Origin of the sequence: Flavobacterium cerinum, from assembly GCF_024496085.1 — a bacterium.
Lineage (GTDB): Bacteria > Bacteroidota > Bacteroidia > Flavobacteriales > Flavobacteriaceae > Flavobacterium > Flavobacterium cerinum_A.
The window spans coordinates 2,171,076-2,198,028 of sequence record NZ_CP101751.1; the positions used below are offsets into that span (position 1 = coordinate 2,171,076).

20 protein-coding genes are annotated in these 26,953 nt (G+C 37.8%); 6 read left to right on the forward strand and 14 right to left on the reverse strand.

Annotated elements, in window-relative coordinates; translation table 11 throughout:
• Window positions 1–33 precede the first annotated feature (33 nt).
• The 5 genes from NOX80_RS09710 to NOX80_RS09730 all read left to right on the forward strand — a co-directional run bounded on the left by NOX80_RS09710 (window position 34) and on the right by NOX80_RS09730 (window position 8,597).
• Window positions 34–1,119, forward strand: coding sequence for an efflux RND transporter periplasmic adaptor subunit (locus tag NOX80_RS09710; protein ID WP_256549578.1), 1,086 nt, complete (start codon window positions 34–36; stop codon window positions 1,117–1,119).
• Between the two features lie 24 nt (window positions 1,120–1,143).
• Window positions 1,144–4,341 (forward strand): efflux RND transporter permease subunit, encoded by a 3,198-nt coding sequence (locus tag NOX80_RS09715; protein ID WP_256549579.1) that lies wholly within the window; start codon window positions 1,144–1,146, stop codon window positions 4,339–4,341.
• Window positions 4,334–5,773: a TolC family protein gene (locus NOX80_RS09720; protein WP_256549580.1), complete on the forward strand. Its 1,440-nt coding sequence runs from the start codon at window positions 4,334–4,336 to the stop codon at window positions 5,771–5,773. Before NOX80_RS09715 ends, NOX80_RS09720 begins: the two co-directional genes overlap by 8 nt.
• A gap of 227 nt (window positions 5,774–6,000) precedes the next feature.
• Complete coding sequence (locus tag NOX80_RS09725) at window positions 6,001–7,257, forward strand: T9SS type A sorting domain-containing protein (RefSeq protein ID WP_256549581.1); 1,257 nt, start codon at window positions 6,001–6,003, stop codon at window positions 7,255–7,257.
• Window positions 7,258–7,418: 161 nt separating this feature from the next.
• Window positions 7,419–8,597 (forward strand): aminotransferase class V-fold PLP-dependent enzyme, encoded by a 1,179-nt coding sequence (locus NOX80_RS09730; RefSeq protein ID WP_256549582.1) that lies wholly within the window; start codon window positions 7,419–7,421, stop codon window positions 8,595–8,597.
• Between the two features lie 48 nt (window positions 8,598–8,645).
• Here NOX80_RS09730 and NOX80_RS09735 read toward each other — a convergent pair whose 3' ends face one another.
• The 5 genes from NOX80_RS09735 to NOX80_RS09755 all read right to left on the reverse strand — a co-directional run bounded on the left by NOX80_RS09735 (window position 8,646) and on the right by NOX80_RS09755 (window position 14,419).
• Window positions 8,646–9,560 (reverse strand): lipase family protein, encoded by a 915-nt coding sequence (locus NOX80_RS09735; RefSeq protein WP_256549583.1) that lies wholly within the window; start codon window positions 9,558–9,560, stop codon window positions 8,646–8,648.
• Between the two features lie 158 nt (window positions 9,561–9,718).
• Window positions 9,719–10,192 (reverse strand): DUF6265 family protein, encoded by a 474-nt coding sequence (locus NOX80_RS09740; RefSeq protein ID WP_256549584.1) that lies wholly within the window; start codon window positions 10,190–10,192, stop codon window positions 9,719–9,721.
• Window positions 10,193–10,266: 74 nt separating this feature from the next.
• Window positions 10,267–11,082, reverse strand: coding sequence for a helix-turn-helix domain-containing protein (locus NOX80_RS09745; protein WP_256549585.1), 816 nt, complete (start codon window positions 11,080–11,082; stop codon window positions 10,267–10,269).
• A 52-nt stretch (window positions 11,083–11,134) separates the two neighbouring features.
• Entirely contained in the window at window positions 11,135–12,028 is an 894-nt protein-coding gene (locus tag NOX80_RS09750) for a dienelactone hydrolase family protein (RefSeq protein ID WP_256549586.1), read from the reverse strand.
• 9 nt (window positions 12,029–12,037) lie between these two features.
• Window positions 12,038–14,419 carry a TonB-dependent receptor domain-containing protein gene (locus tag NOX80_RS09755; RefSeq protein ID WP_256549587.1) on the reverse strand — a complete coding sequence of 794 codons (2,382 nt, stop codon included), beginning with the start codon at window positions 14,417–14,419 and terminating at the stop codon, window positions 12,038–12,040.
• 234 nt (window positions 14,420–14,653) lie between these two features.
• Here NOX80_RS09755 and NOX80_RS09760 point away from each other — a divergent pair, with 234 nt between their 5' ends.
• Entirely contained in the window at window positions 14,654–15,322 is a 669-nt protein-coding gene (locus tag NOX80_RS09760) for a DUF3108 domain-containing protein (protein ID WP_256549588.1), read from the forward strand.
• Window positions 15,323–15,330: 8 nt separating this feature from the next.
• On the opposite strand, the gene NOX80_RS09765 is transcribed toward NOX80_RS09760, so the two are convergent.
• The 9 genes from NOX80_RS09765 to NOX80_RS09805 form a co-directional block, all read right to left on the reverse strand.
• Window positions 15,331–16,038, reverse strand: a complete 708-nt coding sequence (locus NOX80_RS09765) for a LytR/AlgR family response regulator transcription factor (protein ID WP_256549589.1) — start codon at window positions 16,036–16,038, stop codon at window positions 15,331–15,333.
• The gene (locus NOX80_RS09770) at window positions 16,035–17,027 is read right to left on the reverse strand and encodes a sensor histidine kinase (protein WP_256549590.1); all 993 of its coding nucleotides are present in this window, start codon (window positions 17,025–17,027) and stop codon (window positions 16,035–16,037) included. Before NOX80_RS09770 ends, NOX80_RS09765 begins: the two co-directional genes overlap by 4 nt.
• 176 nt (window positions 17,028–17,203) lie before the next feature.
• Window positions 17,204–19,144: a S9 family peptidase gene (locus tag NOX80_RS09775; protein ID WP_256549591.1), complete on the reverse strand. Its 1,941-nt coding sequence runs from the start codon at window positions 19,142–19,144 to the stop codon at window positions 17,204–17,206.
• Between the two features lie 157 nt (window positions 19,145–19,301).
• Window positions 19,302–19,472, reverse strand: coding sequence for a hypothetical protein (locus NOX80_RS09780; RefSeq protein WP_256549592.1), 171 nt, complete (start codon window positions 19,470–19,472; stop codon window positions 19,302–19,304).
• Window positions 19,473–19,987: 515 nt separating this feature from the next.
• The gene (locus NOX80_RS09785) at window positions 19,988–21,292 is read right to left on the reverse strand and encodes a hypothetical protein (RefSeq protein ID WP_256549593.1); all 1,305 of its coding nucleotides are present in this window, start codon (window positions 21,290–21,292) and stop codon (window positions 19,988–19,990) included.
• Window positions 21,293–21,748: 456 nt separating this feature from the next.
• Window positions 21,749–22,894, reverse strand: a complete 1,146-nt coding sequence (locus tag NOX80_RS09790) for an FAD-dependent monooxygenase (protein WP_256549594.1) — start codon at window positions 22,892–22,894, stop codon at window positions 21,749–21,751.
• Between the two features lie 6 nt (window positions 22,895–22,900).
• Complete coding sequence (locus NOX80_RS09795) at window positions 22,901–24,931, reverse strand: LodA/GoxA family CTQ-dependent oxidase (protein WP_256549595.1); 2,031 nt, start codon at window positions 24,929–24,931, stop codon at window positions 22,901–22,903.
• Between the two features lie 18 nt (window positions 24,932–24,949).
• Window positions 24,950–25,924, reverse strand: a complete 975-nt coding sequence (locus tag NOX80_RS09800) for a ferritin-like protein (RefSeq protein WP_256549596.1) — start codon at window positions 25,922–25,924, stop codon at window positions 24,950–24,952.
• A 29-nt stretch (window positions 25,925–25,953) separates the two neighbouring features.
• Complete coding sequence (locus NOX80_RS09805; protein ID WP_256549597.1) at window positions 25,954–26,940, reverse strand: amidase domain-containing protein; 987 nt, start codon at window positions 26,938–26,940, stop codon at window positions 25,954–25,956.
• Window positions 26,941–26,953: the final 13 nt, after the last annotated feature.

A 26,953-nucleotide genomic window follows, 5' to 3' on the forward strand; every position in this document is an offset into this window, starting at 1 on the left:
CAAAAAAATATACTGCTTAAAAGCAAAACCATTATGAAGAAAATCCTAATGCTCACAGGGTTATGTGCCTTGTTGTGCTCCATTGGCTGTACGTCAAAAAAAGAAGAAGAAAAAGAAGAACAAGTTAAATTTCTGGTAACCAATCCTATAAAAAAGGATACACTGATCACGAAAGATTATGTTTCCCAAATCCATTCCATACGCCATATTGAACTTAGAGCTCAGGAAAGAGGGTACCTTGAAAAAATTTATGTAGACGAAGGACAATTTGTAAAAAAAGGACAATTATTGTTTCAGATTATGCCAAAACTGTATCAGGCTGAAATGCAGAAAGCCGCAGCTGAAGCCAGTTTTGCCGAAATTGAATATAAGAATACCAAAAGATTGGCGGATAAAAATGTAGTAGCTCCGAATGAGTTGGCTATGGCTAAAGCCAAATACGATAAGGCTAAAGCCGAATTATCGCTGACACAGGTTCATCTTGGTTTCACCGAAATCAGAGCTCCGTTTGATGGTATCATCGACCGTTTTCACGTAAGACAGGGAAGTCTTGTTGATGAAGGCGATTTATTGACAAACCTGTCTGATAACAGTAAAATGTGGGTATACTATAACGTACCGGAAGCAGAATACCTGGATTATAAAGCCAAAGTAAACAGCAACAGTGCACCAACAGTAAACTTATTAATGGCCAACAATAAAATGTTTGATTATACGGGTGTGGTAGAAACTATTGAAGGGGAATTTAATAATGAAACCGGAAATATTGCCTTTAGAGCCACTTTTCCAAATCCTAAAGGATTGTTACGACATGGGGAAACCGGTAATATCAAAATGGGAGTGCCGCTTAAAAATGCTATTCTGATTCCGCAAAAAGCAACTTTCGAAGTACTTGATAAAAAATATGTATATGTTGTAGATAAAGACAATGTATTGCGATCAAGAGAAATCGTACTTGGTGCAGAATTACCACATCTTTTCGTTGTAAAAAGCGGCTTGTCAACAAATGATAAAGTGCTTCTTGAAGGTATACGCCTTGTAAAAGAAAATGAAAAAATTGACTACAAATTAGCGAAACCGGAATATGTTATGTCGCATTTGGAACTATATGCGGAATAATCGAAATAAGTAAAAAGAAAAAACATGTTTAGTAAATTTATACATAGACCTGTATTTGCAATTGTAATTTCGATTATGATCGTTTTTATGGGATCCCTGGCAATTAAACAGTTGCCGACATCGCAATTTCCGGATATTGCACCAACAACAGTAAATATTTTTATTGCGTATCCGGGATCCAGTGCAGACGTATTGGTAAAATCAACCTTAATTACATTAGAGAACGCTATTAATGGTGTTCAGGATATGCGATATATGGCGACCGATGCTACCAGTGCGGGTGAAGCCACATTAAGAATCATTTTCGAACCGGGTACAGATCCGAATCAGGCCGTCGTGAGGGTCAAGACGAGGGTGGATCAGGTAATGCCGTTATTACCCGAATTGGTTCAAAGAGAAGGAGTTGTAATTACGCCGATTCAGCCAAGTATGTTGATGTATATCAACTTATATGCTAAAGGCAAAAACATGGATGAAAAATTCCTGTACAACTATGCCAACGTAAAAATGCTTCCTGAAATCAACAGGATTAAAGGGGTGGCCCGATCTCAAATATTAGGAAGTAGAACTTATGCAATGCGTATCTGGTTAAATCCGGATAGAATGAGAGCGTATAATATTTCTGTAGATGAAGTGATGAAAGCTTTGGGTGAGCAGAGTATCGTAGGTCGTCCGGGACGTATCGGACAAAGTTCCGGTATTCAGGCACAATCGTTGGAATATGTTTTGACCTATAAAGGAAGATATAGTGAACCGTCGGAATATGAAAACGTAATCATTCGCGCTAATGCCGAAGGAGAAAGCATAAAATTAAAAGATATCGGTAGAGCGGAACTTGGAAGTGAATTCTTTGATATCTATTCTAATTTAGACGGGCATCCGTCGGCTTCAATCGTACTAAAACAAAACTACGGAAGTAATGCAAACGATGTAATTAAACAGGTAAAAGCCAAATTGGAGGAGATGAAAGAAACGTTCCCTCCGGGATTGGATTATAAAATCAGCTATGACGTGTCGAAATTCCTGGATGCCTCTATGGAACAGGTAGTAGATACCTTACGTGATGCCTTTATATTGGTTGCTCTTGTTGTATTTATTTTCCTCGGTGACTGGCGTTCAACATTGATTCCGATATTAGCCGTTCCGGTTTCGTTAATCGGGGCCTTCTTTGTAATTCAGTTTTTCGGAATATCGATTAACCTTGTAACATTATTTGCCCTTGTACTGGCAATTGGTATTGTGGTCGATGATGCCATAGTCGTCGTCGAGGCGGTGCATGCGAAGTTTGAAGAATTCCCGCATATAACACCGTATCATGCTGTCAAAAAAGTATTAGGAGAAATCAGCGGTGCGATTATCGCGATTACGGCCGTAATGGTATCTGTATTCGTACCGATATCATTCATGTCGGGTCCTGTAGGAACATTCTATCGCCAGTTCTCTATTACAATGGCGAGTTCAATTGTGATTTCGGCCTTAATTGCATTGACCCTGACACCGGTATTGTGTGCTATGTTGCTGAAAAATAATCACGGTAAGGAAGTTAAAAAGAATATATTAACGAAGAGCCTGGATAGTTTTAACCGTGTCTTTGATAAAATGACCGGAAAATATGTAACGTTACTGAAATCGATCGTAAGCAGAAGATGGCTTACATTCGGGGTACTAATTGCATTTTGTGCGGGTACTTTCTATGTGAATAAGATACTTCCGTCCGGATTTATTCCAAGTGAGGATCAGGGAACTATTTATGCGATCATCCAGACACCGCCGGGATCTACTTTGGAAACAACCAATCAGGTTTCACAGCGATTACAGAAAATTTGTGAGCATGTAGACGGAGTAGAATCAGTATCTTCTTTGGCCGGTTATGAAATTATGACAGAAGGTAGGGGATCCAATGCCGGTACTTGTCTTATCAACCTGAAAGAATGGTCGGAAAGAAAGCATACGGTTACGGAAATCATGGAAGAACTGGAGGAAAAAACAAAAGGACTGGGAGCTAAAATTGAGTTCTTTGAACCGCCGGCCATTCCGGGATTCGGTTCCTCAGGTGGTTTCTCAATGCGTCTTTTGGATAAGAGTACTACGGTAGATTATAAAGACTTCGATAAAATAAATAAAAAGTTTATGGAAGACCTGGGGAAACGTAAAGAATTAACCGGTTTGTTTACCTTCTTCGCTGCCAATTATCCGCAATATGAACTGGAAATTGACAACCAGTTAGCAATGCAAAAAGGAGTATCTATCGGAAAAGCGATGGAAAACCTGGACATTTTGATCGGTAGTACCTACGAACAGGGATTCATCAAATTCGAACGTTTCTTTAAAGTATATGTACAGTCGGATCCTAAATTCAGAAGACTCCCATCGGATATCTTAAACCTGTATATCAAAAATGATCATGGTGAAATGGTGCCGTATTCAGCCTTTATGCACTTGAAAAAGACACAGGGACCGAATGAGATTACCCGTTATAATATGTACAATTCGGCTGCAATACAAGGACTTCCGGCTAAAGGATATACCACAGCCGAAGCAATTCAGGCCGTTCGTGAAGTGGCTAAAAAATCATTACCAAAAGGATACGATATCGCATGGGAAGGTCTTTCTTATGATGAAGCCGGTAAAGGAAATGAATCGATCTATATCTTCTTAATCGTATTGTCGTTCGTTTATTTTGTACTCGCTGCACAATATGAGAGCTTTATTATTCCGTTAGCGGTGGTGTTTTCACTTCCTGTCGGAGTTTTCGGTTCGTTTTTACTGCTAAAATTAATGGGACTACAAAATGATATTTATGCGCAGATCGGACTCATTATGCTAGTTGGACTACTCGGTAAGAACGCCGTATTGATAGTCGAATTTGCCGTCCAGAAGCGACATGAAGGTTCTACAATACTCGAAGCGGCGATTGAGGGGGCCAAAGTGCGTTTCCGACCGATTTTGATGACTTCTTTTGCCTTTATTGCCGGATTAATTCCGTTGATGTTAGCAAGCGGAGCAGGAGCTATCGGTAACAGAACACTTGGTTCAGCAGCACTTGGAGGTATGCTTTTCGGAACCGTTTTCGGGGTGATTATCGTACCGGGATTGTATTTTATTTTTGGTTCATTGGCTGATGGCCGAAAACTAATAAAAAATGAAGAAGATAATTCTTTATCAGAAGTATTTGTTCATCAGATAGATAATTTTACAAAAGAAGAAGAAGAAAATGAATAAGCAATTAAACAGATATATTGGTATAAGCGTAAGCTGTTTGTTCTTAACTGTTGCGGGGTGTAAAGCCCCGGCAACATTAGGAAGATCGGAAAACAAAAATGTCCCGGCTGCTTATAATGCCACTGCCGCTCAGGATACGGTTAATACCGGTAAAATGAAGTGGAAGAATTACTTTACGGATCAATACCTGACTGCACTTATTGATACAGCATTGGTTCACAATCAGGAATTAAATGTTACGTTACAGGAAATAGAGATTAGCAGAAACGAAATCAGAGCCCGTAAAGGAGAATACCTGCCGTTTATCGGACTTAAAGGTTCGGCCGGTTTTGATAAAGTAGCCCGCTTTACAAATATCGGGGCAATGGAAGCCAATACCGAAATCAAACCCGGAAAGGAAATGCCTGAACCGTTACAGGATTATGCAATCGGAGCTTATGCGACCTGGGAACTGGATATCTGGAACAAACTACACAATGCTAAAAAAGCAGCTGTAAGCAAATATTTGTCTTCCGTAGAAGGAAAAAATTTCACTGTTACAAATCTGATCGCTGAAATTGCAAATTCGTATTATGAGTTACTGGCATTGGACAATCAATTGGCTATTGTAAAGCAGAATATCGAAATTCAGGGGAATGCATTGGAAATCGTAAAACTGCAAAAACAAGCAGCACGTGTTAATGAATTAGCGGTTCGCCGATTTGAAGCACAAGTACTAAATACAAAAAGTCTTCAGTTTGACATTCAGCAGCGAATTACCGAAACAGAAAATAAAATCAATTTTCTCGTGGGACGTTTCCCGCAGCCGGTTCAGCGTAGTTCCGCAGCATTTGTTAGTTTGACTCCGAATATGATTCACTCCGGGATTCCGTCTCAATTACTGGAAAACCGACCGGATGTAAAACAAGCGGAGTTTGATCTTGTAGCTGCCAAATTGGATGTAAAAGTAGCCAAAGCCAGATTTTATCCTTCCTTAGGTATTTCGGCCGGAATCGGTTATCAGGCCTTTAATCCAAGTTATCTGATTAAACCGGAATCGTTGTTGTATTCATTAGCCGGTGAACTGGCAGCTCCGTTAATTAACCGGAATGCGATTAAGGCAACGTATTATAGTGCCAATGCAAAACAAATTCAGGCGGTATACAATTATGAACGTACAATTTTAAATGCTTATATCGAAGTCGCTAATCAATTGGCTAAGATCAGTAATACGGAAAAAACATTTGACTTGAAATCCAAACAGGTGGAAGCCTTGAACCAGTCAATTGAAATTTCGAATGATCTTTTCGGTTCCGCCAGAGCAGATTATATGGAAGTGTTAATGACACAACGCGATGCACTGGAATCTAAATTTGATCTGATTGAAACGAAGATGAAGCAGATGAACGCGATGGTTAATATCTATCGTGCATTAGGAGGTGGATGGAATTAAATATTCTGCCCGCAATGTCGGGCGATTATTAAATTTTATTGATAGTTAGTGAGTTAAAGCCTTCAGGGAATACCTGAAGGCTTTTTTAGTTCATAAGCCTGCCTTTTTCGTTGCTTGATGTATAAAAAAGATAAAAAAGTAAGATATTTGAACTTTTACTGTTAATTCATTATATATTCCTATTTTTATAGCATCTTTTTTGAAAGTGTTTAATTTAATTGTGAAGTATGAAACTAAGATATCTGTTAGTAATAAATATGCTATTTGTAGCTTTTGGATATGCCCAAACGTCTAAAAAGGTCTATTTTATCGGTAATAGTTATACGGAATATAATAACCTGCCGGAATTGGTACAAAAAATAGCATTGTCAACAAATGATTATATTGATTATCAAAGTTATACACCGGGAGGTTCCCGTTTCCAGCAACATGCTTCAAATCCGGTTGTGCTCAATAAAATAGCAGAAGGAAACTGGGATTATGTGGTCTTACAGGAACAAAGTCAGTTGCCGTCTTTTTCACAACAACAGGTTGCTGCTCAGGTTTATCCTTATGCGCAACAGTTGGTTAATGCAATCAAACAAGCCAATCCTTGTGGTTCGGCTATTTTTTATATGACCTGGGGACGAAAATTCGGAGATCAGCCCAATTGTAATAACGGTCTCACACAAGTATGTACGTATGAAGGAATGGATGATGCCTTGTATAATTCGTATATGCAGATGGCTGCCAATAATAAAAGCCTTGTTTCTCCGGTTGGAAGAGTATGGAGAGCGCTCCGGGAGCAAAATCCGGATATGGAACTTTATGTGGCGGATGAATCACACCCGTCTTATATCGGTTCGGTGGCTGCTGCTTTTACTTTTTATACCGTGATTTTTAAAAAGGATCCTACATTATCAACTTTTGTCGGAAATCTATCGCCAACAGATGCGAGCACGATCAAAGCTGTTGTTAAGAGTATTGTATGGGATCATCCGGAAACCTGGTATATGGGGATTCATGACAATCCAACGGATTTTAAATTTGAACTTCTGCAAAATGGAGCTTATCAGTTTACATCGTTAAATCCTACTGCAACAACATTTTTATGGAATTTCGGAGACGGAACAACATCGACTTTACCGGATCCGACACATACTTTTCAGAGTAATGGTAATTATACCGTAACATTGACAACAAATGCCTGTAATACAAATACAACAAAAAGCCAGACAGTTGAAATTACTTCATTATCCAATACCGGTTTTAATGTAAAAGACGTACGCATTTATCCGAATCCGACTTCTGATTTTGTTTATTTAACTACTGATCCATCCGATGTGATTACGCTTTATGACGTAGTGGGAAAAACCATAAATGCGCCTGTTTCTTTTACCAATGAAAATGTTCAGTTAGATATAAAAAATCTGACTTCCGGTATTTATTTTGTACACATTCAAAGAGGAACAGAAAAGCAGATTCATAAACTGCTGAAAAAATAATAGCTTGTACAATAAATGGCTATGAATAAATTTAATAGAAGATCACTTGAGAAATCACAGTGATCTTTTTTTTGGAGTAATTACAGTGGTTTACAGCTTAAAATAATTAGTTTTGTTTTTCCTCTTTTCTAGCTTTAACTAAGTTAAAATTACATACCAATATGAAACTGAATCTGGATCAAATCAGACAAGACACACCTAATTGTCTGGATAAATTATATTTTAATAATGCCGGTGCATCACTTATGCCGAAACCGGTAGTAGCCAAAATTCAAGAGTATCTCATAGAAGAAGAGAAGTACGGCGGTTATGCAGCCTTTGATCGGAATAGTGATGCGATTCAGCAGTTTTATAATGAAACGGCACAGATGATTGATGCAGCTCCTCATAATATTGCATTTGCCCATAGTGCGACCGATGCCTACGCAAAAGCGTTATCCGCTATCGATTTCAGAGAAGGAGATGTATTGCTAACTACAGCCGATGATTATGTGACCAATCATATGCAGTTTCTGTCGCTACAAAAACGTTTTGGGATTGTGATTAAAAAAGTGCAGACACAATCCAACGGTGATATTGATTTTGAAGATTTTGAACGAATCATTAAAGAGAAAAAGCCTAAGTTGATTGCTGTTACTCATATTCCGACCAATTCCGGATTGGTTCAGGATGTTGAGAAAGTCAGCGAAATATGTACAAGAGAAAACATTATATTCCTTTTAGATGCTTGCCAGTCGGTAGGACAACTACCGGTATCGGTTGCTAAAATAAAATGTGATTTTATGAGCGTTACCGGAAGAAAGTTTTTACGCGGACCGAGAGGAACCGGTTTTTTGTATATATCAGATGCAATGTTAGAGCAGGGGAGCCATCCGCTTTTTATTGACGGTGCCGGAGCTATATGGCGTTCAGAAAATAGTTTTGAGTTGATAGAGAAAGCCAAACGATTTCAGTATTGGGAACTTCCGTATGCGTTAGTATTGGGATTAAAAGAAGCAATCTTGTATCAAAAAAATATCGGGATAGAAAATATACAGCATTACAATGATGAGGTAATGGCCTATTTACGTCAAAATATTGCTTCGATACCGGGTGTTGCTACCTTTGATAGAGGTTCGGTTACCAGTAATATTCTCACTTTTACAAAAGAGAATAAACCGATTCTGGATTTAAAAGCGGCATTATTAAAGAAAGACGTTTATTGTAGTATCAGTGCCCGTGAATCCGGATTGATTGATTTTGATAAAAAGGGAATACCGGGTGTGGTACGAATTTCTCCTCACTATTATAATACGATTGCGGAAGTAGATCAACTTCTTAATCACATCAACGAATTATAATAAGAGTTGATTTCTATAAGTGATCAAAATACATCCCTTTTTTAGTGATTAATGTTTGAATAATTCTTTCAATGCGGGTTCATACCAAATATGATTTTCTACAGAATTTCCGGTATCGAAACAGAATATGTAATTCGTAAAAGGAATAGTATAATACCCGAATAAGTCAGAAGGTAGTTCGGGGACGATATCTTTACTGTTTATGATAAAAGTAAGTCTGGCAGCATTGGTGTCATGGATTCTCTTTATTTCATTTGTGAAATTCAAATCACCGGAGCGAGGCATTCCGTAAGTAAAAAGGATAGGTGTAAGCCCGGGTGTTGTAAGCGTAATATCGTAGGTTAGTAATAATGCAATTGATCCTCCCATACTGTGACCGGTAATTCGTAAACGGGAAGGATTCCATTGTTGTATGATATGAAATAACGCTTCCCGTAAACCTTTGTATACGCTGTAGAACCCTTGTTCTATTTTAACCTCTTTTTCCGATCCTGAAAAGGATATAAACGGGACTTGACTAACTTCTAAATCTTTAATCCAGTCCATAATGTTTTCCGTTCCTCTGATTGCAATAATGAGATCGCTCGGATCTGAATTGCTCTGATAAACATAAGACCAGACTTTTTCGTTTCCTTTGGCGATGTCGATCTGTAATCTTTCATCAATAATCGCTTTTTCGTTATTTAAGAGACTAAAAAATCGCAAAGATTCGATTTGGTGGTATCCGTCTAAAACGGGTCTTTGATCATAGACAGTCTGAACAGCATGCATCATAAATACTGCTTCATCGGGTTCAATAAAAGCTGCAAAGTTTTCTTCCGGACGCGGAGACGGAACCTGACACAATTGAATCCGACTTGGGAGTGGTGTCTTACAACAGGAAAAGAGTAGACAACAACAAAAAATAGCGATCAAAAGTCGAAAGCTGATTTTTACGGCACTATATTGTAATAGAGATGACATGGCTTATGATTAAACACAGATTAAATCTATGAAAATAGAAGTATATAGGTTGTTGAGCTATCTGTTTTGACTATTTAAAGGAGAGTATTGTCTTATATCTATGAAAAAATCCGGATTGTATATCCGGATTTCATGTTGTTCTTTAGAAACGAATACGATTATTTTATACGCTTCATCGGGAATGTTTGTTTGCGTAGCTGGCCGTTTTTTGTTCCTGAAATTTCAGCGGTCAAAGCGTCCTGACTCTTTTTGGTATACATAATAATTTGGGGAAAATCATGTTGTTTGTTCTCAAATACTAATTGTGTTTCGGTAACGGTTTTCGCAATAAAATGGACCGGCTTATTATTGTTCTGATCTTTAACCGTTGGAATATAAAATAAGGTGTTATGATCCTGAATCAATTGTATAGTTTCAAATACAATAGTGTCTTTGTCTTTCAAAATATAACTTTTTCCAAGATATTCCCGATCGTTTATTTTACGCCAGGTTTCATACATAATTCCTTTTGATGTTTTGTTTTCCCAGGTGCCGATTAACCATTCGGCTTTTTTAATAGCATCGGATTGTGGTGCCGTTCCGGCTCCGAAAAAGGTAAAACCGGCAATTAAAAAGCATAGTGTTGTTTTCATTTTTCTAATTATTGTATTGGATACCACAAAGTTGCAGGATATGTTTCTTTCGGAATTGTAAAAATGCGACAAATTTATGCTGTACCGTAAAAAAGGGATGACATTTTTAAATGATCACCATAAAATTCTTTAGGCGTCAATCCGGTTAATTCTTTAAAATCTTTGATAAAATGAGCTTGATCATAATATTCACCCTGATAAGCTAAAGCCGTCAGGCTACTAAATTGTTGTGCCAGTAACATTTTGAGCGTGGCTTGCAGCCGAATGGTTTTAGAAAGTTGTTTCGGACTTAAACCGATAACAGTCGCAAATTTTCGTTCCAGTTGCCGACGGTTAATATGAACTTGTTTTGATAATTGATCAATTGAAAGTTGACCGCTTGCGGTTAAAATTGTTTCTACCGTTGTTTTTATAATCCGATCTATAGTGTGAATATCCGTCAACCGATTTAATAAAAACGATTCGATTGCCTGTATTCGTTCACGGGTTGCAGTAGCATTGCCGATTTTTTGTCCGATTTCAAAACCTTCATTTCCAAAAAGCTTTTCAAGTGAAACAGCTGTGTTTTCCATCTCTTTGATCGGAATGGAAGCAAAAGGAAGGAATCCTTCGGGATGGAAACGAACGGAAAAGATTCCGGTGACGCCGGTCGGTTCAATTTCCAATGGATGTGTTAGCTGACCGATTACAAAACAGCGCGGTTGAAGGATTGAATTTTGAGCATTTGTATATTGCCGGTACAAATCGCCATAGTGGAAAATCATTTCCATACAACCGTCCGGTACAATAGTTTGCCGCTCCGTATTGGGTTCTTCCTGACTTTCCAGTGTCCAATAACATTTTACAAATTCCTGTAATGCTGATCCGGGTTCAAATGTCTGATAATCCATCGGAATTTTGAATTAGAAAGTTTGATATCTGGCTAAATTAAAAATAAATAACCTAATGCTGCTTTTTAAAAAGCCATTTCGGAATCGCATCGGTTAACAAAAAGGGGATCATGATATTGTGATGATTCAGATATGGAAATGAAGTGAATACCAGTTTTTTGTTGCCTTTTAATCTTCTGAACAACATTTCGCTACCCGGATAAGGGTTTTCATCATCTTTTTCACCATGAATGAGCCATATTTTTTTGGTAACCAATTTATCGGTATTCGAAAGATCCGGAACACCGGCAATGGAAACAAGAGCCGCAAATTGATCCGGATTCATAGAAAACAGATTCTGAGCGGTAGAAGCACCCATTGAATAACCAACAAGATAAATCCGATTGCGATCGATATTCGGATATTCCTGCTGTATTTTACGAATAAGATCTAATAACAGGACAACCTCATCAGAAGGTTTGGCTACTAAACCGTTACCCGTATCCGTATAATTTGATGAACGCCGACTAAATTGCGGAGCTAATACAAAACATTTATAAGTCGTATATATCGTATCCCGAACCCATATCCGGGCTAAAGGTTCCAGTTGATTTTCGTTGTCGGTTCCAATCCGACTGGAATTATGGAATGTAATAACTAACGGATATTTTAGGGTTGTATCATAATCTTTCGGTGTAAGAAACCGATACGGAATAGTAACATCCTTGTTTTGATACATCCGTTTTTTGTAATTGTCAACCGGAAGTTTATTGAGTTGTTTTTTAACCGTGATGGCGTAAAGACTGTCTATATGTGTCGTGTCTGAAAGTTGCTGTTGTGCAGTAACCACAGTTGTGAATAAGAAAAGGATTAAGGCTATAGAAGGTTTAAAATAGATCATATCGTGGCAACATATTCTTTTTGTAAAATAACGAATTCCTTTATTTTTTTCAAAGCCGGATCGCATATAATAAGCTTATTGTGCCCGATTGTTTTCGTCAAATTGAACTTTTTTTGTAGCACCGTTAATCGTTTCATTTCCGAATTTATAGGTTACAGATATATTGAAAAAACGATTACTGGATCGATTTGTGTAGGTCGATAAAAAGTTCGTAAAATATTCATCACCCCTTGATCGTGTTGTTGCAAATACGTCATTTAGCAGAATCGAATAAGAGAGTTTTTTATCCAATACGCTTCCTTTTAAGCCGATATTGCTTCTGAAATAGCTATAATATTGCGTATTTCCATATCGGTAGGGTGTATTCCCGTCTAGGGTTACAATGACAGACAATGTTTTATCTCTTTTAATAAAAAAGGTATTGGTCAGATTACATTCGCTAAAAAAACTGCCGGCTGCGGCAATTACTTCTTCTGAATGGGATTTTGCTTCCAGATAATTGCTTTGTAATGTGACTGTATTTTCCATCCAGCTTAATTTATTTTGCGTATAATTGATTTCAAAACCGTATCCGTATTGCGTAAAAAAGTTTTCAATTCTTTCTACGTTTACGCCGTCAACAAAGCGTATTACACGATCCCAGTTGTCGGTCGAACGAACATAATACATATTGACGTTGAAATTGTTTTTTAGGGTATAGTTCAGTTCAACGGAATTGCTGAAGGAAGGTTTTAAATACGGATTTCCTTCTTCGTATTCATAAACGGAAAAGTATTTTCGATACGGATTCAAATTCTGGAAATTGGGTCGGTTGATTCTTCTGGAATAACTTAAACTAAAACTATGATCGGAATTCGGTTTATAAGATAAATAACCGGTTGGAAAAAATTGCCCGTATCGACTGGAATGGGTTACATTTTGATTGGGTGATGTGCCTTCCAACGTCGTATATTCATAGCGTAAGCCTACTTTGGTTTCCCATTTGGAGCTCAGTTTTTTCATCAAGCTGAAATAGGCCGCAAAATTATTTTCCTTATAAAAGAAATCATTGCTTAAAAGCGGATTTAAAACCGGAAAGTTATTGATTACGTTATAGTTTTTGAGTAAGGCATCGTTTTGGATTGCCGTGTATTTTATCCCGAATTCGCCGTCAATGGTAAACATTTTTTTCTCCAGATCGGCTTGCAATGCATATATTTTATAACGGCTGTAATTGGTATTTACGATCGTATTTTCGGAATCGTTTTCGTAGGTAACCGACCATTTATCGGCATCGGTTTTGGCATCCAGAAAATTACCCGAAAGGCGAAGCATTGTGCCGATAGTGTCTAGTTTCAAATCGTAAAACAACGTACCGGAATGATAATGGTTTTGTAAGCTGTCATTGGAAGCCGACTGAAATTGTTTTTCACTGGTTCCGACTTTTCGATACGTATTGATTTGAAATAATTTGATAGCATTCATAGTCGAATAATTATAATTAAAACCGAGTACGCTTTTGGCATTTAATTGGTATTCCGACTTTATACTGGGATTTAAAAGCGGGGATTTATGAAGTACTTCTTCTTTAGTGTCCCAATAGTCACCGTTGTAATAATTGAGTGTGTTTTCGGAATTTTGTTGTCGTCTGAAATTACTGCCGTTAAAACCGAATGACATCGAAAGACGCTCATTCTGATAGTTAAATGTACTTCCGATGCGCCCGGAGTTTAGTTTGGATTTCGAATATAAATTGCCACCGGTCTGTAGCGAAGCATTCCATCCTAATTTTACGTTTTTCTTTAAAATAATGTTGATTAATCCGCTTTGACCTTCGGCTGTATATTTTGCAGGAGGTGTAGTGATGACTTCTATTTTTGCAATATCATCCGATCGGATACTTTTCAGATAATTTTGAAGATCTTCACCTTGTAAATTCAATAATCGGTCATTGATCATCACTGCGACAGAACTTTTACCAGCAATGGAAATCGCATTATCCGTAACTTTTACAAGCGGTGTATTCGATAACGCTTCTAGTGCATCGGTACCTTGTGAACTAATCGAATTTTCAACATTAAAAACAGTTCGGTCGACCTTGCGTTCAATTAATTTTTTTCGGGTCGTAACGGTTACTTCCTCCAGGTTTTTTTGAAGACCTGCCGGTTCGTGTAAGATGATGTTTCTTATCGTATCATCTTTAATTGTGATCATTTCTAATAATAAGGTAGTATTCTGTTTTGAAATTTCGAAAAAGTAATTACCGGCCGGTATTTCGATCTTATAATAACCGTTTTTGTCGGTAATGCCGGTTTTCGTAATAGTAGTATTATTAATTGTTAAAAGCGCACTTTCTACAGGATTATCAGTATTGTCTTTTAGTATTCCGCTAATGGTTTGTGAGTAGGTTGGTAAGGAACATAGCCAAAAAAAGAACAATAGTATTCTTCCGGTATAAACAGACTTTACAGCTATCATGTTTTTTAATTGTACTTGGGGTTTATTTGATAATAGAAGAAGTCAAATATAAAAACTACCAAAAGTCAGCCTTTGCTTTTTTATACAAAAGGGTACTTTTTTTATACCAAAATAACGTATTGTAATTCCTGTTTTTCGGAGCTAATTGTTTCGTATAAAAAGTTAAATGATTGGTATAATTATACAGATCGTATTGGAGTGACAAGAATAGTTTTACGGTAAAAAATAAAAATTATGAAAGCACTATCCGTATTCCTTTTATTCCTCATTTATAGTTTTATCAAAAATTCGAATGACTGCTCGTCCTGTTATTATTTTAAAAATAACAACGAGATAACCTTTATGAAATACAATGCTAAAGGCGAAAAAATCGGAAAAGAAATTGCATTGGTAGAAAAGATTGATGCCGGTAAATCCGGTTATAAATTGATGAAATATGATAAAAATGACACCTTTAAAGAAGAGTCCTTTGCCACGGTTACCTGTACCAATGATGCTTTAAAGATCGGTTTTCAGATTCCGAATGAGGTAGCTGATAATTCAGGATCAGCGTATTATATGTATCCGTCAGCGATGAAAGTGGGACAGCTATTGGAGGGAAGCATCAGTTTTGCGGTTAAAACCAAAGTAAACGGTAAAAAAACAGACATTTCATTTAGTGTCAAAGACCGAAAAGTAGTCGACACTGAAAAGGTAACCATACCTTATGGAACGTATGATTGTTATAAAATTCAATACAATCTGACCGTTAAGTTTAAGGTAATCGGCATTGCAATACCGATGAATTTAAAGATTATCGAATGGTTTAGTCCCGGTTTCGGCGTAGTTAAAACCGAAGCCTATAATAAAGACGGCAATCTGGAGGAAACTTCGGTACTAACCTCGATTCGGATAAAAAAATAGATATTGGTTTAGTTTTCTAAAAAGCAATCGATAAACGCTTTGCGATACGTATTTCCTAACGGTAATTCGGTTTCATTTATAAAAACGGTATTGGTACCCACTGAAGTTACCTGATTTTTATTTACAATATAGGATTTACTGATGCGTTTAAATTGACTTTCCGGTAAATAGGCATGAATTGTTTTCAGGTTCATGGCTGTAATGATTTTGTTGTCTTTGATATGAATCACGGAATAGTCTTTCATTCCTTCGATATAGCAGATGTCTTTATGCAGGATTTTATACACCCTGCGATCGGCCTTTACGATAATGGTATTTTCTTCCAGTGCATCCGGTTTTGATTTTTCGAAATCATCCGACAGGAAAAAATGATATTCGATTGCTTTGGTAACGGCTTTTAGAAAACGTTCTTCCCAAATGGGTTTTACCAGATAATCCAGTGCGTCAATTTCATAGCTTTCCAATGCATATTGTTGATGTGCCGTAGTAAAAATGATGAGGGTCTTTTTAGGAATACTACGGGCAAATTCAATACCGCTCACGCCGGGCATTTGTATGTCCAGAAAGATAAGATCGACCGGATTATTTTCGATATATTCCCGCGCTTCCCGTGCATTTTTAAATAATCCTTTTACGATAAGAGAAGGCACTTTGGCGGTTAACGAAAGTAATCCCTGGCGGGCAATCGGTTCGTCATCTACAATAATACAATTCATAGTGTGATGGTTAAGCTTACAAAAAATTCGGTATTTTGATTTTCAATAATCAGCTGGTTTTTTTCCGGAAAAAGTAATTGTAATCTTTTTTTGATATTGACCAAACCTAATCCGTTGTGTTCCGTAACGACATCACTTGTAATGCCAATGGAATTCCGACAACTGAAAAGTAAAATATTTTTTTCCAGATGAAAATGAACGGTTACAAAGGGATTTTCCTGATCAATATGTTTTACGGAGTTTTCAATAAAAGGAATGAATAATAAAGGCGGTAAAAATACGTCTTTCTGCTCTCCGGTTATTTCGATGTTATATTTGAAATTGTCTTTTCGTAGGGATTCGACAAAAAGAAAGTTTTTAATAAAGGCAATATCTGATTTTAAAGAAACGCGATCACCGGTACCGCTATAGATCTGATACCGCAATAATTCCGATAAATTAAGAATGAGTTTCGATGCCAGTCCGGGATTGCTTTCGGTTAATATGTTGATGTTATTCAGCGTGTTGAATAAAAAATGGGGGGATAGTTGGTTTTTTAAAATCGCAAGTTCATTTTCAAAATTTACTTGTTGTAACTGATTAAGCTGTTCCAGGTTTTTTAGCCAGTAACCTAATATTTTAATAAATATCGGTATAGAAATCAGCACCATAAAGGTTAGCGAAAAATAGAGAAACCGAATGAGTAATTTCGATGGAACAATAGGGTATATGGTATCGAGGTTGGGTTCAAAATGGAAATACAGCAGATATTCGACAGTAGTGATAAGAATAAAGATAATCAGTGCTGTAAGCGATATTCCGGTGATAAAAGCAGCGATTCGTCCTTTTAACAGGTATTTTGGAACCAAAAAATAAATGGTAAAATACGAGGCTGCCATGACATAGACAAAGTCAAGAATCTTACCGTAAAAAATAACCGTAGAAGTGATGCCCTGATTGACCGGGATAAAATAAATAAGAAAAAAAACAAAAAAGAGTAGGTGTCTCATTATGCGATATTTCGGAGACAACAAAAACTCTTTCCATATGGGAAAAGCAGTATCGGATTGCATAGTCAGTATTAAAATTCAGATGAACTGTCTGATTGATAGTAAACGGTTACTATTGTTAAATATAATTAATTTATAAACGGATAGCGAAGGAATATAAGGTTTGTTGTTGTATTTCAGTTTGTTTTTGGAAGTAAGAAAGTTGTAAGGAAAAGTATTTCGGCATTTTTCTGATAATTATTGTTTTCTGATTTTTGAAAGCCGTGTCCTTCATCTTTAGCTCCAAGATACCACACGGTTTTTCCTTTTTCCTGTAAGGATTGAACCATTTGTTCCGATACCTGATAATGAACTCTCGGATCGTTATAACCCTGAACAATAAATAAAGGCGAATTCATCCGGTTTACGTTGGTTACAGGAGAAATACGCAGTAAAAAATCCCGGATTTCGGGAATCCGTTCATCACCAAATTCAACCCGGCGCAACTCTTTCCGATAGTCAGCTGTTTTTTCGAGGTAAGTAACAAAATCGGATATGCCTACTACATCGATTCCGCACCGTATTTTGTCGGGAAAATTGGCCAGAGCGGCCAGAACCATGTAGCCTCCATAGGATTCACCAAATAACGCAATTCTTTCTTTATCGAACTGCGGTTGCGTAGCGATCCAGTCCAGTAATATTCCGATATCTTTTACAGCATTTTCACGGGACAGACCATCGTCTGATTTCATATACGATTTCCCATAACCGTTTGACCCTCGAATATTCGGAACAATTACAGCTATTCCGAGTTCATTGACCAAAAACTGATGCCATTTATTAAAAAAAGGTAGTGCCTGATATTCCGGTCCTCCGTGAATATCGATATAAACCGGATGCTTGCCGCTTGTTTTCGGTTCGTATAGAAAAGCAGGAATACTATAATTTTTATTAATGATAGGATCATAAGCCGGTAAACTAACGGACCGGGCTTGTATAAACGCGAAATCGGTTTTCTTAGATCCGTTTTTGTTGGTCCATTGGAACAGTTGATCTTTTTCAAAATCATATGTATATACTTTTCGTTTGAATGTACTGCCATAAAAATTAAAAGCAACTGCATTTCCGTTTCGATTTATTTTTAGATTTCGGATGATACCTGTCGGTAAAGTAGCGACCCGTTTATAAGTGAAATCGGTTAGATTCATCCGATATAGTGCCGAATATCCGTTTTCATTAACGGTAAAAGCCAGATAATGGCCTTTTGAAGCCATTGAAATTGCATCGATATCCCACAGAATTTCGTTTGTCAGTTTTCGTGAAGTACCCGTTTTATAGTTATAGAGCATCAAATGCTGAAACTCAGATCCTTCATCTGAGACGATCAGAATCGTATCACTATCGGAAAGAAACATAGCATTGGAATGAGCAATTTCTTTTCCGCTGTTGATTTGTTGTAATTCACCCGTATTAATGTCATATCGGTAGAGTTCTTTATTATTCTCCGAAATAATTTTGACAAAAAGAATACGATTTGTGCGAACATCCCAATCATATATAACGGCTTCATCGGTTATATTTTGAATTAAAAGCGTATCGTTATACGGAGGATTTATATTTCTAAGGTACAAATCGGTTTCCCGATCTGTTCTCGCATTGGATTTGTATAGTATTTGTCTACTGTCGGGTTTCCAAAATGGAGTGGTACTTCGCGTACCGATTTCCGTTATGACGGTATTGATACCGGTTTTAATCGAATGTAAAAAAAGCTGATACCTTTCATCACCATTGGTATCTTCCAGAAATAAAAAAGAGTTATGATCCGGAGAAAGATAGTCACCTAATCCTTGATTCATTTTATATTTTTCTGTTATGGATCCGTTTGGCCGATTCATTTTGTAGATAACCGTTCCGCCGTTTAATAAAATCCCATTATTGTCCCAGTCGATAAAAGCAGGGAAATCGATAGTACTATTATACGCTTTTAAAACCGCATTCGGATTGGCGTTTATCGTATCCGGAATACCAATAGTAACGAGATTGTTATTTTGTCCGAAAATAAACGGTGTTGTCAATATTCCGGTAAAAAGAAACAGGATGTTTAACAGTAATAATCGGTTTTTCCGTGTAGCATTCATAGCTCTTTTTGGTATCGGAAGCTTTTAAATCGGGTTTAAAGTACGATTTATTTGATAGTTTAAAAATCCTTTTTTATACAAAATGGTTATTTTTTTATACCAAAGTAAGGATTCAAGCCGAAAGAATGACTATCAGATGACCGGAACCGTTTTTTTATTATATCGCTATCAGGGTTGCGGTCATCTTGGCAATCAGCTTTTCCTGTAGACTGTCATAGACATAACCTTCACAAACGGTTAGTGTTCTTCCGGACTGAAGTACCTTACCAATGGCAATAAGTTTGTTTGTTTGTTTGTTTGTTTGTTTGTTTGTTTGAGCCGGTTTCATAAAATTGACTTTTTCGCTCTGCTATTGAGTAATTGTTTATTTCCTGTTTTTTTAGGATATGAATTTGTTTTTGTGTCGGTTTTGAAATCCGGATGTCCTTTTCAAATGTTTAGTTAATACTTAATAAACTTTGTCCGCTCAATGTTGTTGTTATCATGGATATAGTTGATTAAATATAAACCATTATCTTTTAATAAAAGCGGAGATATAGGGATACGATTTAAATCAGGACGGTTGCTCACCAATTCATATTTTAAGCTTTTTTAAATCCGGTCTCTATCGGTTTCTACAAAATCCTTCCTTCATCATAACAATCGATCAAATCAATAAAAGAATCTAAAGCCGGTATTGGATGTATATTTCCATTTGGATATTCTTGTTTACAGTAAGGATACTCTAAATCAGCATTGGTAACATAATTCAGTTCTCGTCCGTCCGTTCATTTTTTCAGGCTAAAATTTTGCAAAAAAATAATGTTGTTTTAAAAAAATAATGGGGAGAATATTTTTTTATTATTAGTTATCTTTTTTACAAGTTAGTTCTTCTTCCAGATTCTTTATCTTTTCATTTAACGAAAGAGTGTATAACGTTAGTTCTTCTATTTTTTGAATAAAAATCATATTCATTTGATGAGCTGTATAGCCGTTCTCTTTTATACTTTTTTCTGAAGGAACATTCGGTAAATGTTTATTTTGATAGATATAAGCTCTCAGTTCTTCTAAAGGCATTAAATCATAGTTGGTATTAAAAACAGTATCTTTCCAGGTAGCAACATTGGCAAACGCAAAATCTTCTGAAACAATACCTTTTTCAACCCACAACGAATAACGATCCAGATAACTCGGATTAAATTTTGCTAATATTCCTTCAGCTGCTAATTCAGCTTTTGGGCCAATATAAGTAGCACCTGCTACAGTTAACGTCGCATGTTCAACATGTTTACGGGTATTAATTGACATTTTTACATCATCGTCATTTATAGTTCCATAATCACAGATGATTTTATTGGAGTTTATAAAAACACTATCGTTACCGTCTCCAATCGTTATTTTATTCCCTGTCTTGGATTCTAAAAATATTCCGTCATCATCACCGGTACTCGACAAAAGTGTTTTTGTATTACTTGTGTTAATCGTAAAAACATCACCGTTTTCATGATTTGATGTAGATTCTACCCTAAAAACACCCTTAACATGTAATCTGGATTCCGGAGCTGTCGTTCCTATTCCAACCAAACCTTCTTTTGTGATTCGCATTAATTCGTTTCCATATGAATTGGGTCTGTTAGTAATATCTGCGCCTCCGGAATCAATAAAACGAAAACCATCCGCATAGGAAAAAGTAGAATGGTTTGTAGGCGCTTTAGGGTTTAATGAAAAATTTAAATAATGATCTTTTCCAAAAAATATACTCGTTCGGGCATCTCCGGTTTGAAGAAAAATATAGGGATAAACCTTTGATTCCTCAGCATAGGTTCGGGAATCATTAGCCATAAGAGAGAGATAAACATTGTTATTTGGCGAAGGAATTTCAAGAGATAAACCGCTTTGAAGTAGTATTAATTGCATCAATAAATCTGAAAATTGATTACCTCCATTGTTCCACCACTTAAAACCAGCTCCGACATCATTACTGTTATCATCATCATCTACAGTCCATGACCAGCTAGGAGAGTTTGTGAAATCATCTCTGGCTCCGTTATAGGTAGCATTGTAAGGAGGAGGAACTAAATTTGGTCTTCGGTTTTGAGCATTACATTTTAAACAAAATAGTAGTACCGGAGCAAGTATAAATAATACTTGAAATAGTGTTTTTTTCATTTTATTATCGTTTTAAATTTAGAAAACAAGTGATATAAAAGCCATGGCTTCCTGATTAGGGGGAATCGAAGCATTGGTTTGCCATTTTAAGAGGGATATTCTTTTGCGAATTATAAAAAGTAAAAAATAGAGGGGAATAATGTGTGCTTATTATCTACAGATGGGGAAATCAATCTGTTTTGTTTTTTTATACTGCTCAAAAATAGGAAAGTATAGGGAAATTTAAAAGGTAAACGAGTGACGTTAATAGGACTTTTAGGAATTATTATCCTAAATATTGGAAATAAATCCAGTTTGCTACATTGTATTTATTTTATAAGTTTTGACGCAAATAGGAATGAATTTGAGTAGCTGTAGCCTAAAAAAGTAAAGTATATTTTCCGGTATTGGAAAACTTAGAATAACAATACGAACAGGACTCAAATATGACGTATTTATTCTATAATTTCAGACAAGCTATACTACCTTTAAAACAGTATTATAGACTTTAAGTCTGTTTTGCCAGAATGGCGCATTCAGCCAGCGTTTTTCATTACTATAAAGTTGGGTTCGCTGTGTAAAATAAGTACTATAGGTAGCTTTACAATATTGTGCATATTGTTGGAGTACTTCCTTATTCTGAAAATCGGTTTCAAAGAGTTGAGCGGCTATTTTTCCGCTGCGAATACCCAATGACAGTGCTTTATGAATACCTTGAGCGGCTATTGGATCATAACAAACGGCAGCATCACCGGTAGCAAGCCAACGTGAACCATACGGTTTTTCCAGATATGATGAATGTACCGGTGCATGATACCACTGACCTTCCTGTAGTTGTATACAGGATAAGTGTTTTGCTATAAGATGGGTACGATCAAGAGCCGGTTTGCGGTTAAGAACATCATTATATCCGGTTTGTTTTAATAATTGCGGTTCGGTTACAAATAAAGTTATTAATTGGTTTTCGGGTAGTTTTGCCATATACCACCAACCGTTTTCTTCGGCTTCAATTAGTGTTTGTGCAGTAATATGGCCTTCGGTAATTTTCTGCATACCGATAAGGGCAACCATCTGATCGTCGATTCTACGTATGGCACCTTCTGTACGTGAAAAACGGGCCCGAGCACCTGATGCATCAATTACAAATCGGGTAATAACCTGTTCTTGTTTTTGCGTTTTTTGATTGGTAAATAGCATTTCATAGGCTGAAGTACTAGTATTAAACTGATGCTTAATATAATTATAGCCCCATTCAAGATGTACAGAAGGATAAGAGGTAAGAGAATCAACAAGCATCTGATCAAATTGTAATCGATTGAGTCGGTAAGGAGGACCCATAGGATCGAGCAGTGCATCGTTATATCCGGGTTCATTCCGTCCCCATACTGATGCATGACCGGGATAACTAAAATGGGATCCGTCACTGAAAATTTCCGATAAACCAAGAGCGGCGATACAAGATAATGCAGTCGGTGGTATACTTTCTCCAGGGCGATGAATACCGGGCAGACCGGCATCGGCAACCAGTATTTTAAGATCAGTATGCTGACCTAAAGTAATGGCTGCCGATAATCCGGCGGGTCCTGCTCCGAGTATTACAATATCATATGTGTTTACGTTCACTGAAAACTATAATTTTGGAGGATTGGTATTAAAAGGCCATTGTAAAATGGGATTATCGGAGATAAGTGAATCGTCAAATTGATTCTGTACTTCCAGATAATATTCCGGATCGTAATCATCGCCGATAGCCGTTCCCTGAATCACGATACCTAATTTATGCCAGTCGGTTACAGCCTGTAATGCTTTTTGAAAGGTACTGGCACTTTTCGGATCCAGAGCATACGTTCCCGGTCCGCGGATAGCCCATTTTTGATGTGGTAATACATTATCAACAACCTCATCGGCAACATAAACCGCATCCGGACGTTGTGCCGGCCACGACCAATATAAGGTGGTTCCGTTTCCGTTGGTCATATTTACGCCACCGGTATTAATACTCGGTTGATGGATCGAACATGAGTTATAATCGGTTTGCCACGGAATAGCCATAAATTTGGAAAGATCACCGGGTTCAAGTCCGGAAGCATTGTTTTGCATCGGAAACCAGCCGGCGGATAGAAACGGTGCAGTAGCTACCGCTTTATCATAATCGAGTGCTATAGCTTTTACACGGAAAGGTCCGGCACCGGTTTGCTTCCAGTCCTGATGGTAAATCTCCGGGCAACGTACTACATAACTCATTTCGATACCCGGCACATAACGACCGCCTAAGCAGTTGCTGAGAGAGGCCATGTCGAGTGTTTCACCCGGACCTAATTCCGGTCCGTTACCTTCAATATATTTTTTCTTACTCCATTGTTCTAAAAAGAAATATTGTGTCTTACTTACAGTTAAAAATGAAGTACCGGCATCACCCACGGATAAGGGCATTAATGGGACTCCGGTATTGACTTCCGTTGGTGTTGCATTCGGGTTACGGACGAAATTCAGTCCGGCCATAATGGTCCGGTCGGGATTATCTTTTGCGGTAATGGCATCGACTGCTTCGTGTGCCCGAACGGCCATTTTAGGTAAATTAACGGTCCATCTTTGTAATAATGCTGCTCTGAAAACAGGGCGGACCATCGTTTCAAAAGCGGGTAGATAAGCCGGATTAAAAATACCGGTTTTGGTATTAAATAAGTCCGGTTGCAAATTCATTTCTCTTACCCAGGTATCATATACATCATCCCAAATGGAAACAACATTTCGGATTTGAGGCGCATAAGCCGGATCACAACAAACGACCCAGGCATTAAAAGCTGTTTCTGTCGATCCGTCTTCAAATACAATAGTTGCAGATACCGGTCCGTCGGAAGTATCGTCAAACCAACTGGCATTATTTAAATCGCCGGTAAGCGGAACCGGATCGCCGTATTCATCGTATTGTGCTGCTGTACAGCCTTTTCCTGCCAACACTAAAAGTCGTCCCTGTTCGTCGGTTTGTACAGAACCTAAGGATTCTAGTTTCCCAGCCGGATAAAATAACTGACCTTTCGGAAAATGTTGCGGATAATTGTCGATCGGAGTAATTACTCCTTTATTATTAGCATAAGTCGGTTTACTCACACCGTTGAAGTCGGAACTGTTTTGTTGTCCTATTGAAACGGCTCTTGGTCCCGGATCGATCATCAGACTACTAAGTCTGGCGGGTGAATTTACATCACCGTATACCTGTGGATTACGCAACTGCGGAACTTTTCCGTCCTGATAAGCATTGATACCAACAAGCGGTACAACGTTATAAGCTGCCGATTTTTTATTGGCCAAATGTACGGTCCATACGATATCTTTTACAATACGACCATCGGCTAATTGTATGCCTTTGACAATTTCTACAGGCTTTTCCGGACAAGGATAAACACTGATGTCTGCCGGTTCATAATAATACAGTCGGAATCGGGCAGCCTGTCGTTTCAGATTACCGTCTTTGTCTCTGAGGTCGTGAATATCGATAGGGGTATTTTCGGTACCGGCTTTTATAGGTAGTCCGCCGGTTGTATTGGTCTCTTTTTGCGGTAATCCTGCGCTCGTTTCGGGCGAAAGATAGTATTCATCACTGGTCCCGATACGGGCAAAATTTATAGTAGGATGAATTCGAAATAGTTTAGATGACATAGTTGAATCGATTTAAGGTTAACTGAATTGAGGTGTAACACCGTTTTTCCAGCAATTCTGGATAGCAGCTCCGACACTAATCATGACGCGAACAAAATCTGCGGGGTTTTCACCCGCAAAAAGCAATTCGATACTGCGGCATAATTCGGCAAAGTGTTCTTTCAGAATGTGTAGTAATTCTTTGTCATAAGCCGTATACTCACTTTCCGGTTTTACCGGATAGGTAGGTTGCAATTGTTTGGCTTGCTTAATCTGCATAAACTTGTCGAAATGGTCGTCTTCCATAAACTTATCATCAGCAGTGTTTTGGAATGCATCCTTAATCTGTACTTGTTGGCTGGCGCCTTCTCCCTGATCGGTAATAAGGTTGATCAGCATTTTAACCTGATAAAAACCATCGGATCCGTTTTCCGAGATATTCATATTTGAAAGGTTACGGTAAAATGCGGAGAAATGATTCACCTGATTAATTCCGCCTTTGATCTGATTTTTAAATTGTCCGGCTCCGTATTCCAGCGCTTTGTAGAAATCGGCGATATTAGCGTATTCTTTTACATTCTCTTTTAGCGACGGTTTTGAAGAAGAATCCCAATCCGGGTACTCAACCAGACACATTGCATTAATACGGGAAATGTCGAGCGGACCAATCTCGGCACTATACGGTTGGTATTCACTTGTCGGATTAGGTACATCCAGATTAAAATCAAGATGCGGAATCGTTTGTCCGGAATATACCGGTGGTGTAATCTTGGGCGAATAGCCATAAGCATTTGCTATATTGGCCGCACTTTGAAGATGTAACATCTCCTGATTAACGATCGTCTGAATCAGTTGGAAGGCATCTGAAGTCCGATCGATAACTGAGTACATGGCCGACATATAGAATGGGATCGTCCATAGCTCAAGATCGGCGGCATATTGCAGATGCTCGTGCAGGTGTTTGATATTCCACGAGGGATTATCGGTTACTGTAGTTTGAGTTTGGGTTTGCATAATGTTTGTTTTTGTTGGTATAGTTAGGATTACCGGAAACGGCCAATGGATATGGCTACGACTTCCAGATTGGATGTTTGCGAGGCATAAGGATCATAGAGGTAGTGCGGTTCTTCCATTCCGCCTTTCCAGGGACCGAAAATAAAGCCTACCGGCACATCAGTGTTATCAGTAAACATATAAAGCTGACCGTAACCAACACCGGAATCCGTATCATTATCACCGGAGCGGGAATCGTTAAAGTGAAGTGAACTTCCGGATGCCGTACTGTCGTATACCGAAATACGATAGGCATTGCTAACCGAACCGGATAAGTTTTCAAACAAACTAAGCGATACCGGTTCCGGAGCTTCTGTAAGTACCATAAAATGCCCGTTGGATTCTCCGTTTTGATAGGCCATACAAACGATATCACCAGCCTGAGCCGTTGAAAAACCGCTTTTTGGAGCACCGTTATAATTTCCGTCATTTTTTTGTTTTTTTATACCGGGAACATAAACGTTTCCGGAAACATAACTCCAACGTCCGGATAATAATACAGGAACAGCTACAGCAAATTCAAAAGCAGAAGGAACCCAACCTAAAGCGGCAAAATGAGCTTGATCGGTATCGACCTGACTTTTAAACAAACAAAAAGCGTTTTGCGCCAGCTCATTATTACCTACTGCAATCAGAACCCGGGAAGCAAAACCTACGCAGTCAATATTGGCATTAAAGCTGGATGTTGCAGGATCATAAGCAGCATTCGGGAATTGGTTTTGTGTAGGCCATACAACCGAAAAGGCATCGGGAGTAGGGATATAGTAGTTTTTGCCGGGATTAATATAATCGGTGCTGACCGTAAAGAGGTTGCCGTTGTAGGCGACCTGCTTACCGGATACATTTACTCCCGGAATGGTTTGATTTTTCTGTTGAACCAGAAAAGGTGTGGCTATTGCTGTAGCAGCATCTAAAATAGTAGTGTAGTATCCCGGTGTATAGCTATCGGGATTGGCAAAAAAATTGATTAAGGCCATTTGTTTGTAGTAT

Coding starts and splice junctions, on each gene's coding strand:
- NOX80_RS09710 (WP_256549578.1), top strand. CDS start 34: ATGAAGAAAATCCTAATGCTCACAGGGTTATGTGCCTTGTTGTGCTCC.
- NOX80_RS09715 (WP_256549579.1), top strand. CDS start 1,144: ATGTTTAGTAAATTTATACATAGACCTGTATTTGCAATTGTAATTTCG.
- NOX80_RS09720 (WP_256549580.1), top strand. CDS start 4,334: ATGAATAAGCAATTAAACAGATATATTGGTATAAGCGTAAGCTGTTTG.
- NOX80_RS09725 (WP_256549581.1), top strand. CDS start 6,001: ATGAAACTAAGATATCTGTTAGTAATAAATATGCTATTTGTAGCTTTT.
- NOX80_RS09730 (WP_256549582.1), top strand. CDS start 7,419: ATGAAACTGAATCTGGATCAAATCAGACAAGACACACCTAATTGTCTG.
- NOX80_RS09735 (WP_256549583.1), bottom strand. CDS start 9,560: ATGTCATCTCTATTACAATATAGTGCCGTAAAAATCAGCTTTCGACTT.
- NOX80_RS09740 (WP_256549584.1), bottom strand. CDS start 10,192: ATGAAAACAACACTATGCTTTTTAATTGCCGGTTTTACCTTTTTCGGA.
- NOX80_RS09745 (WP_256549585.1), bottom strand. CDS start 11,082: ATGGATTATCAGACATTTGAACCCGGATCAGCATTACAGGAATTTGTA.
- NOX80_RS09750 (WP_256549586.1), bottom strand. CDS start 12,028: ATGCGATCCGGCTTTGAAAAAAATAAAGGAATTCGTTATTTTACAAAA.
- NOX80_RS09755 (WP_256549587.1), bottom strand. CDS start 14,419: ATGATAGCTGTAAAGTCTGTTTATACCGGAAGAATACTATTGTTCTTT.
- NOX80_RS09760 (WP_256549588.1), top strand. CDS start 14,654: ATGAAAGCACTATCCGTATTCCTTTTATTCCTCATTTATAGTTTTATC.
- NOX80_RS09765 (WP_256549589.1), bottom strand. CDS start 16,038: ATGAATTGTATTATTGTAGATGACGAACCGATTGCCCGCCAGGGATTA.
- NOX80_RS09770 (WP_256549590.1), bottom strand. CDS start 17,027: ATGAGACACCTACTCTTTTTTGTTTTTTTTCTTATTTATTTTATCCCG.
- NOX80_RS09775 (WP_256549591.1), bottom strand. CDS start 19,144: ATGAATGCTACACGGAAAAACCGATTATTACTGTTAAACATCCTGTTT.
- NOX80_RS09780 (WP_256549592.1), bottom strand. CDS start 19,472: ATGAAACCGGCTCAAACAAACAAACAAACAAACAAACAAACAAACAAA.
- NOX80_RS09785 (WP_256549593.1), bottom strand. CDS start 21,292: ATGAAAAAAACACTATTTCAAGTATTATTTATACTTGCTCCGGTACTA.
- NOX80_RS09795 (WP_256549595.1), bottom strand. CDS start 24,931: ATGTCATCTAAACTATTTCGAATTCATCCTACTATAAATTTTGCCCGT.
- NOX80_RS09800 (WP_256549596.1), bottom strand. CDS start 25,924: ATGCAAACCCAAACTCAAACTACAGTAACCGATAATCCCTCGTGGAAT.
- NOX80_RS09805 (WP_256549597.1), bottom strand. CDS start 26,940: ATGGCCTTAATCAATTTTTTTGCCAATCCCGATAGCTATACACCGGGA.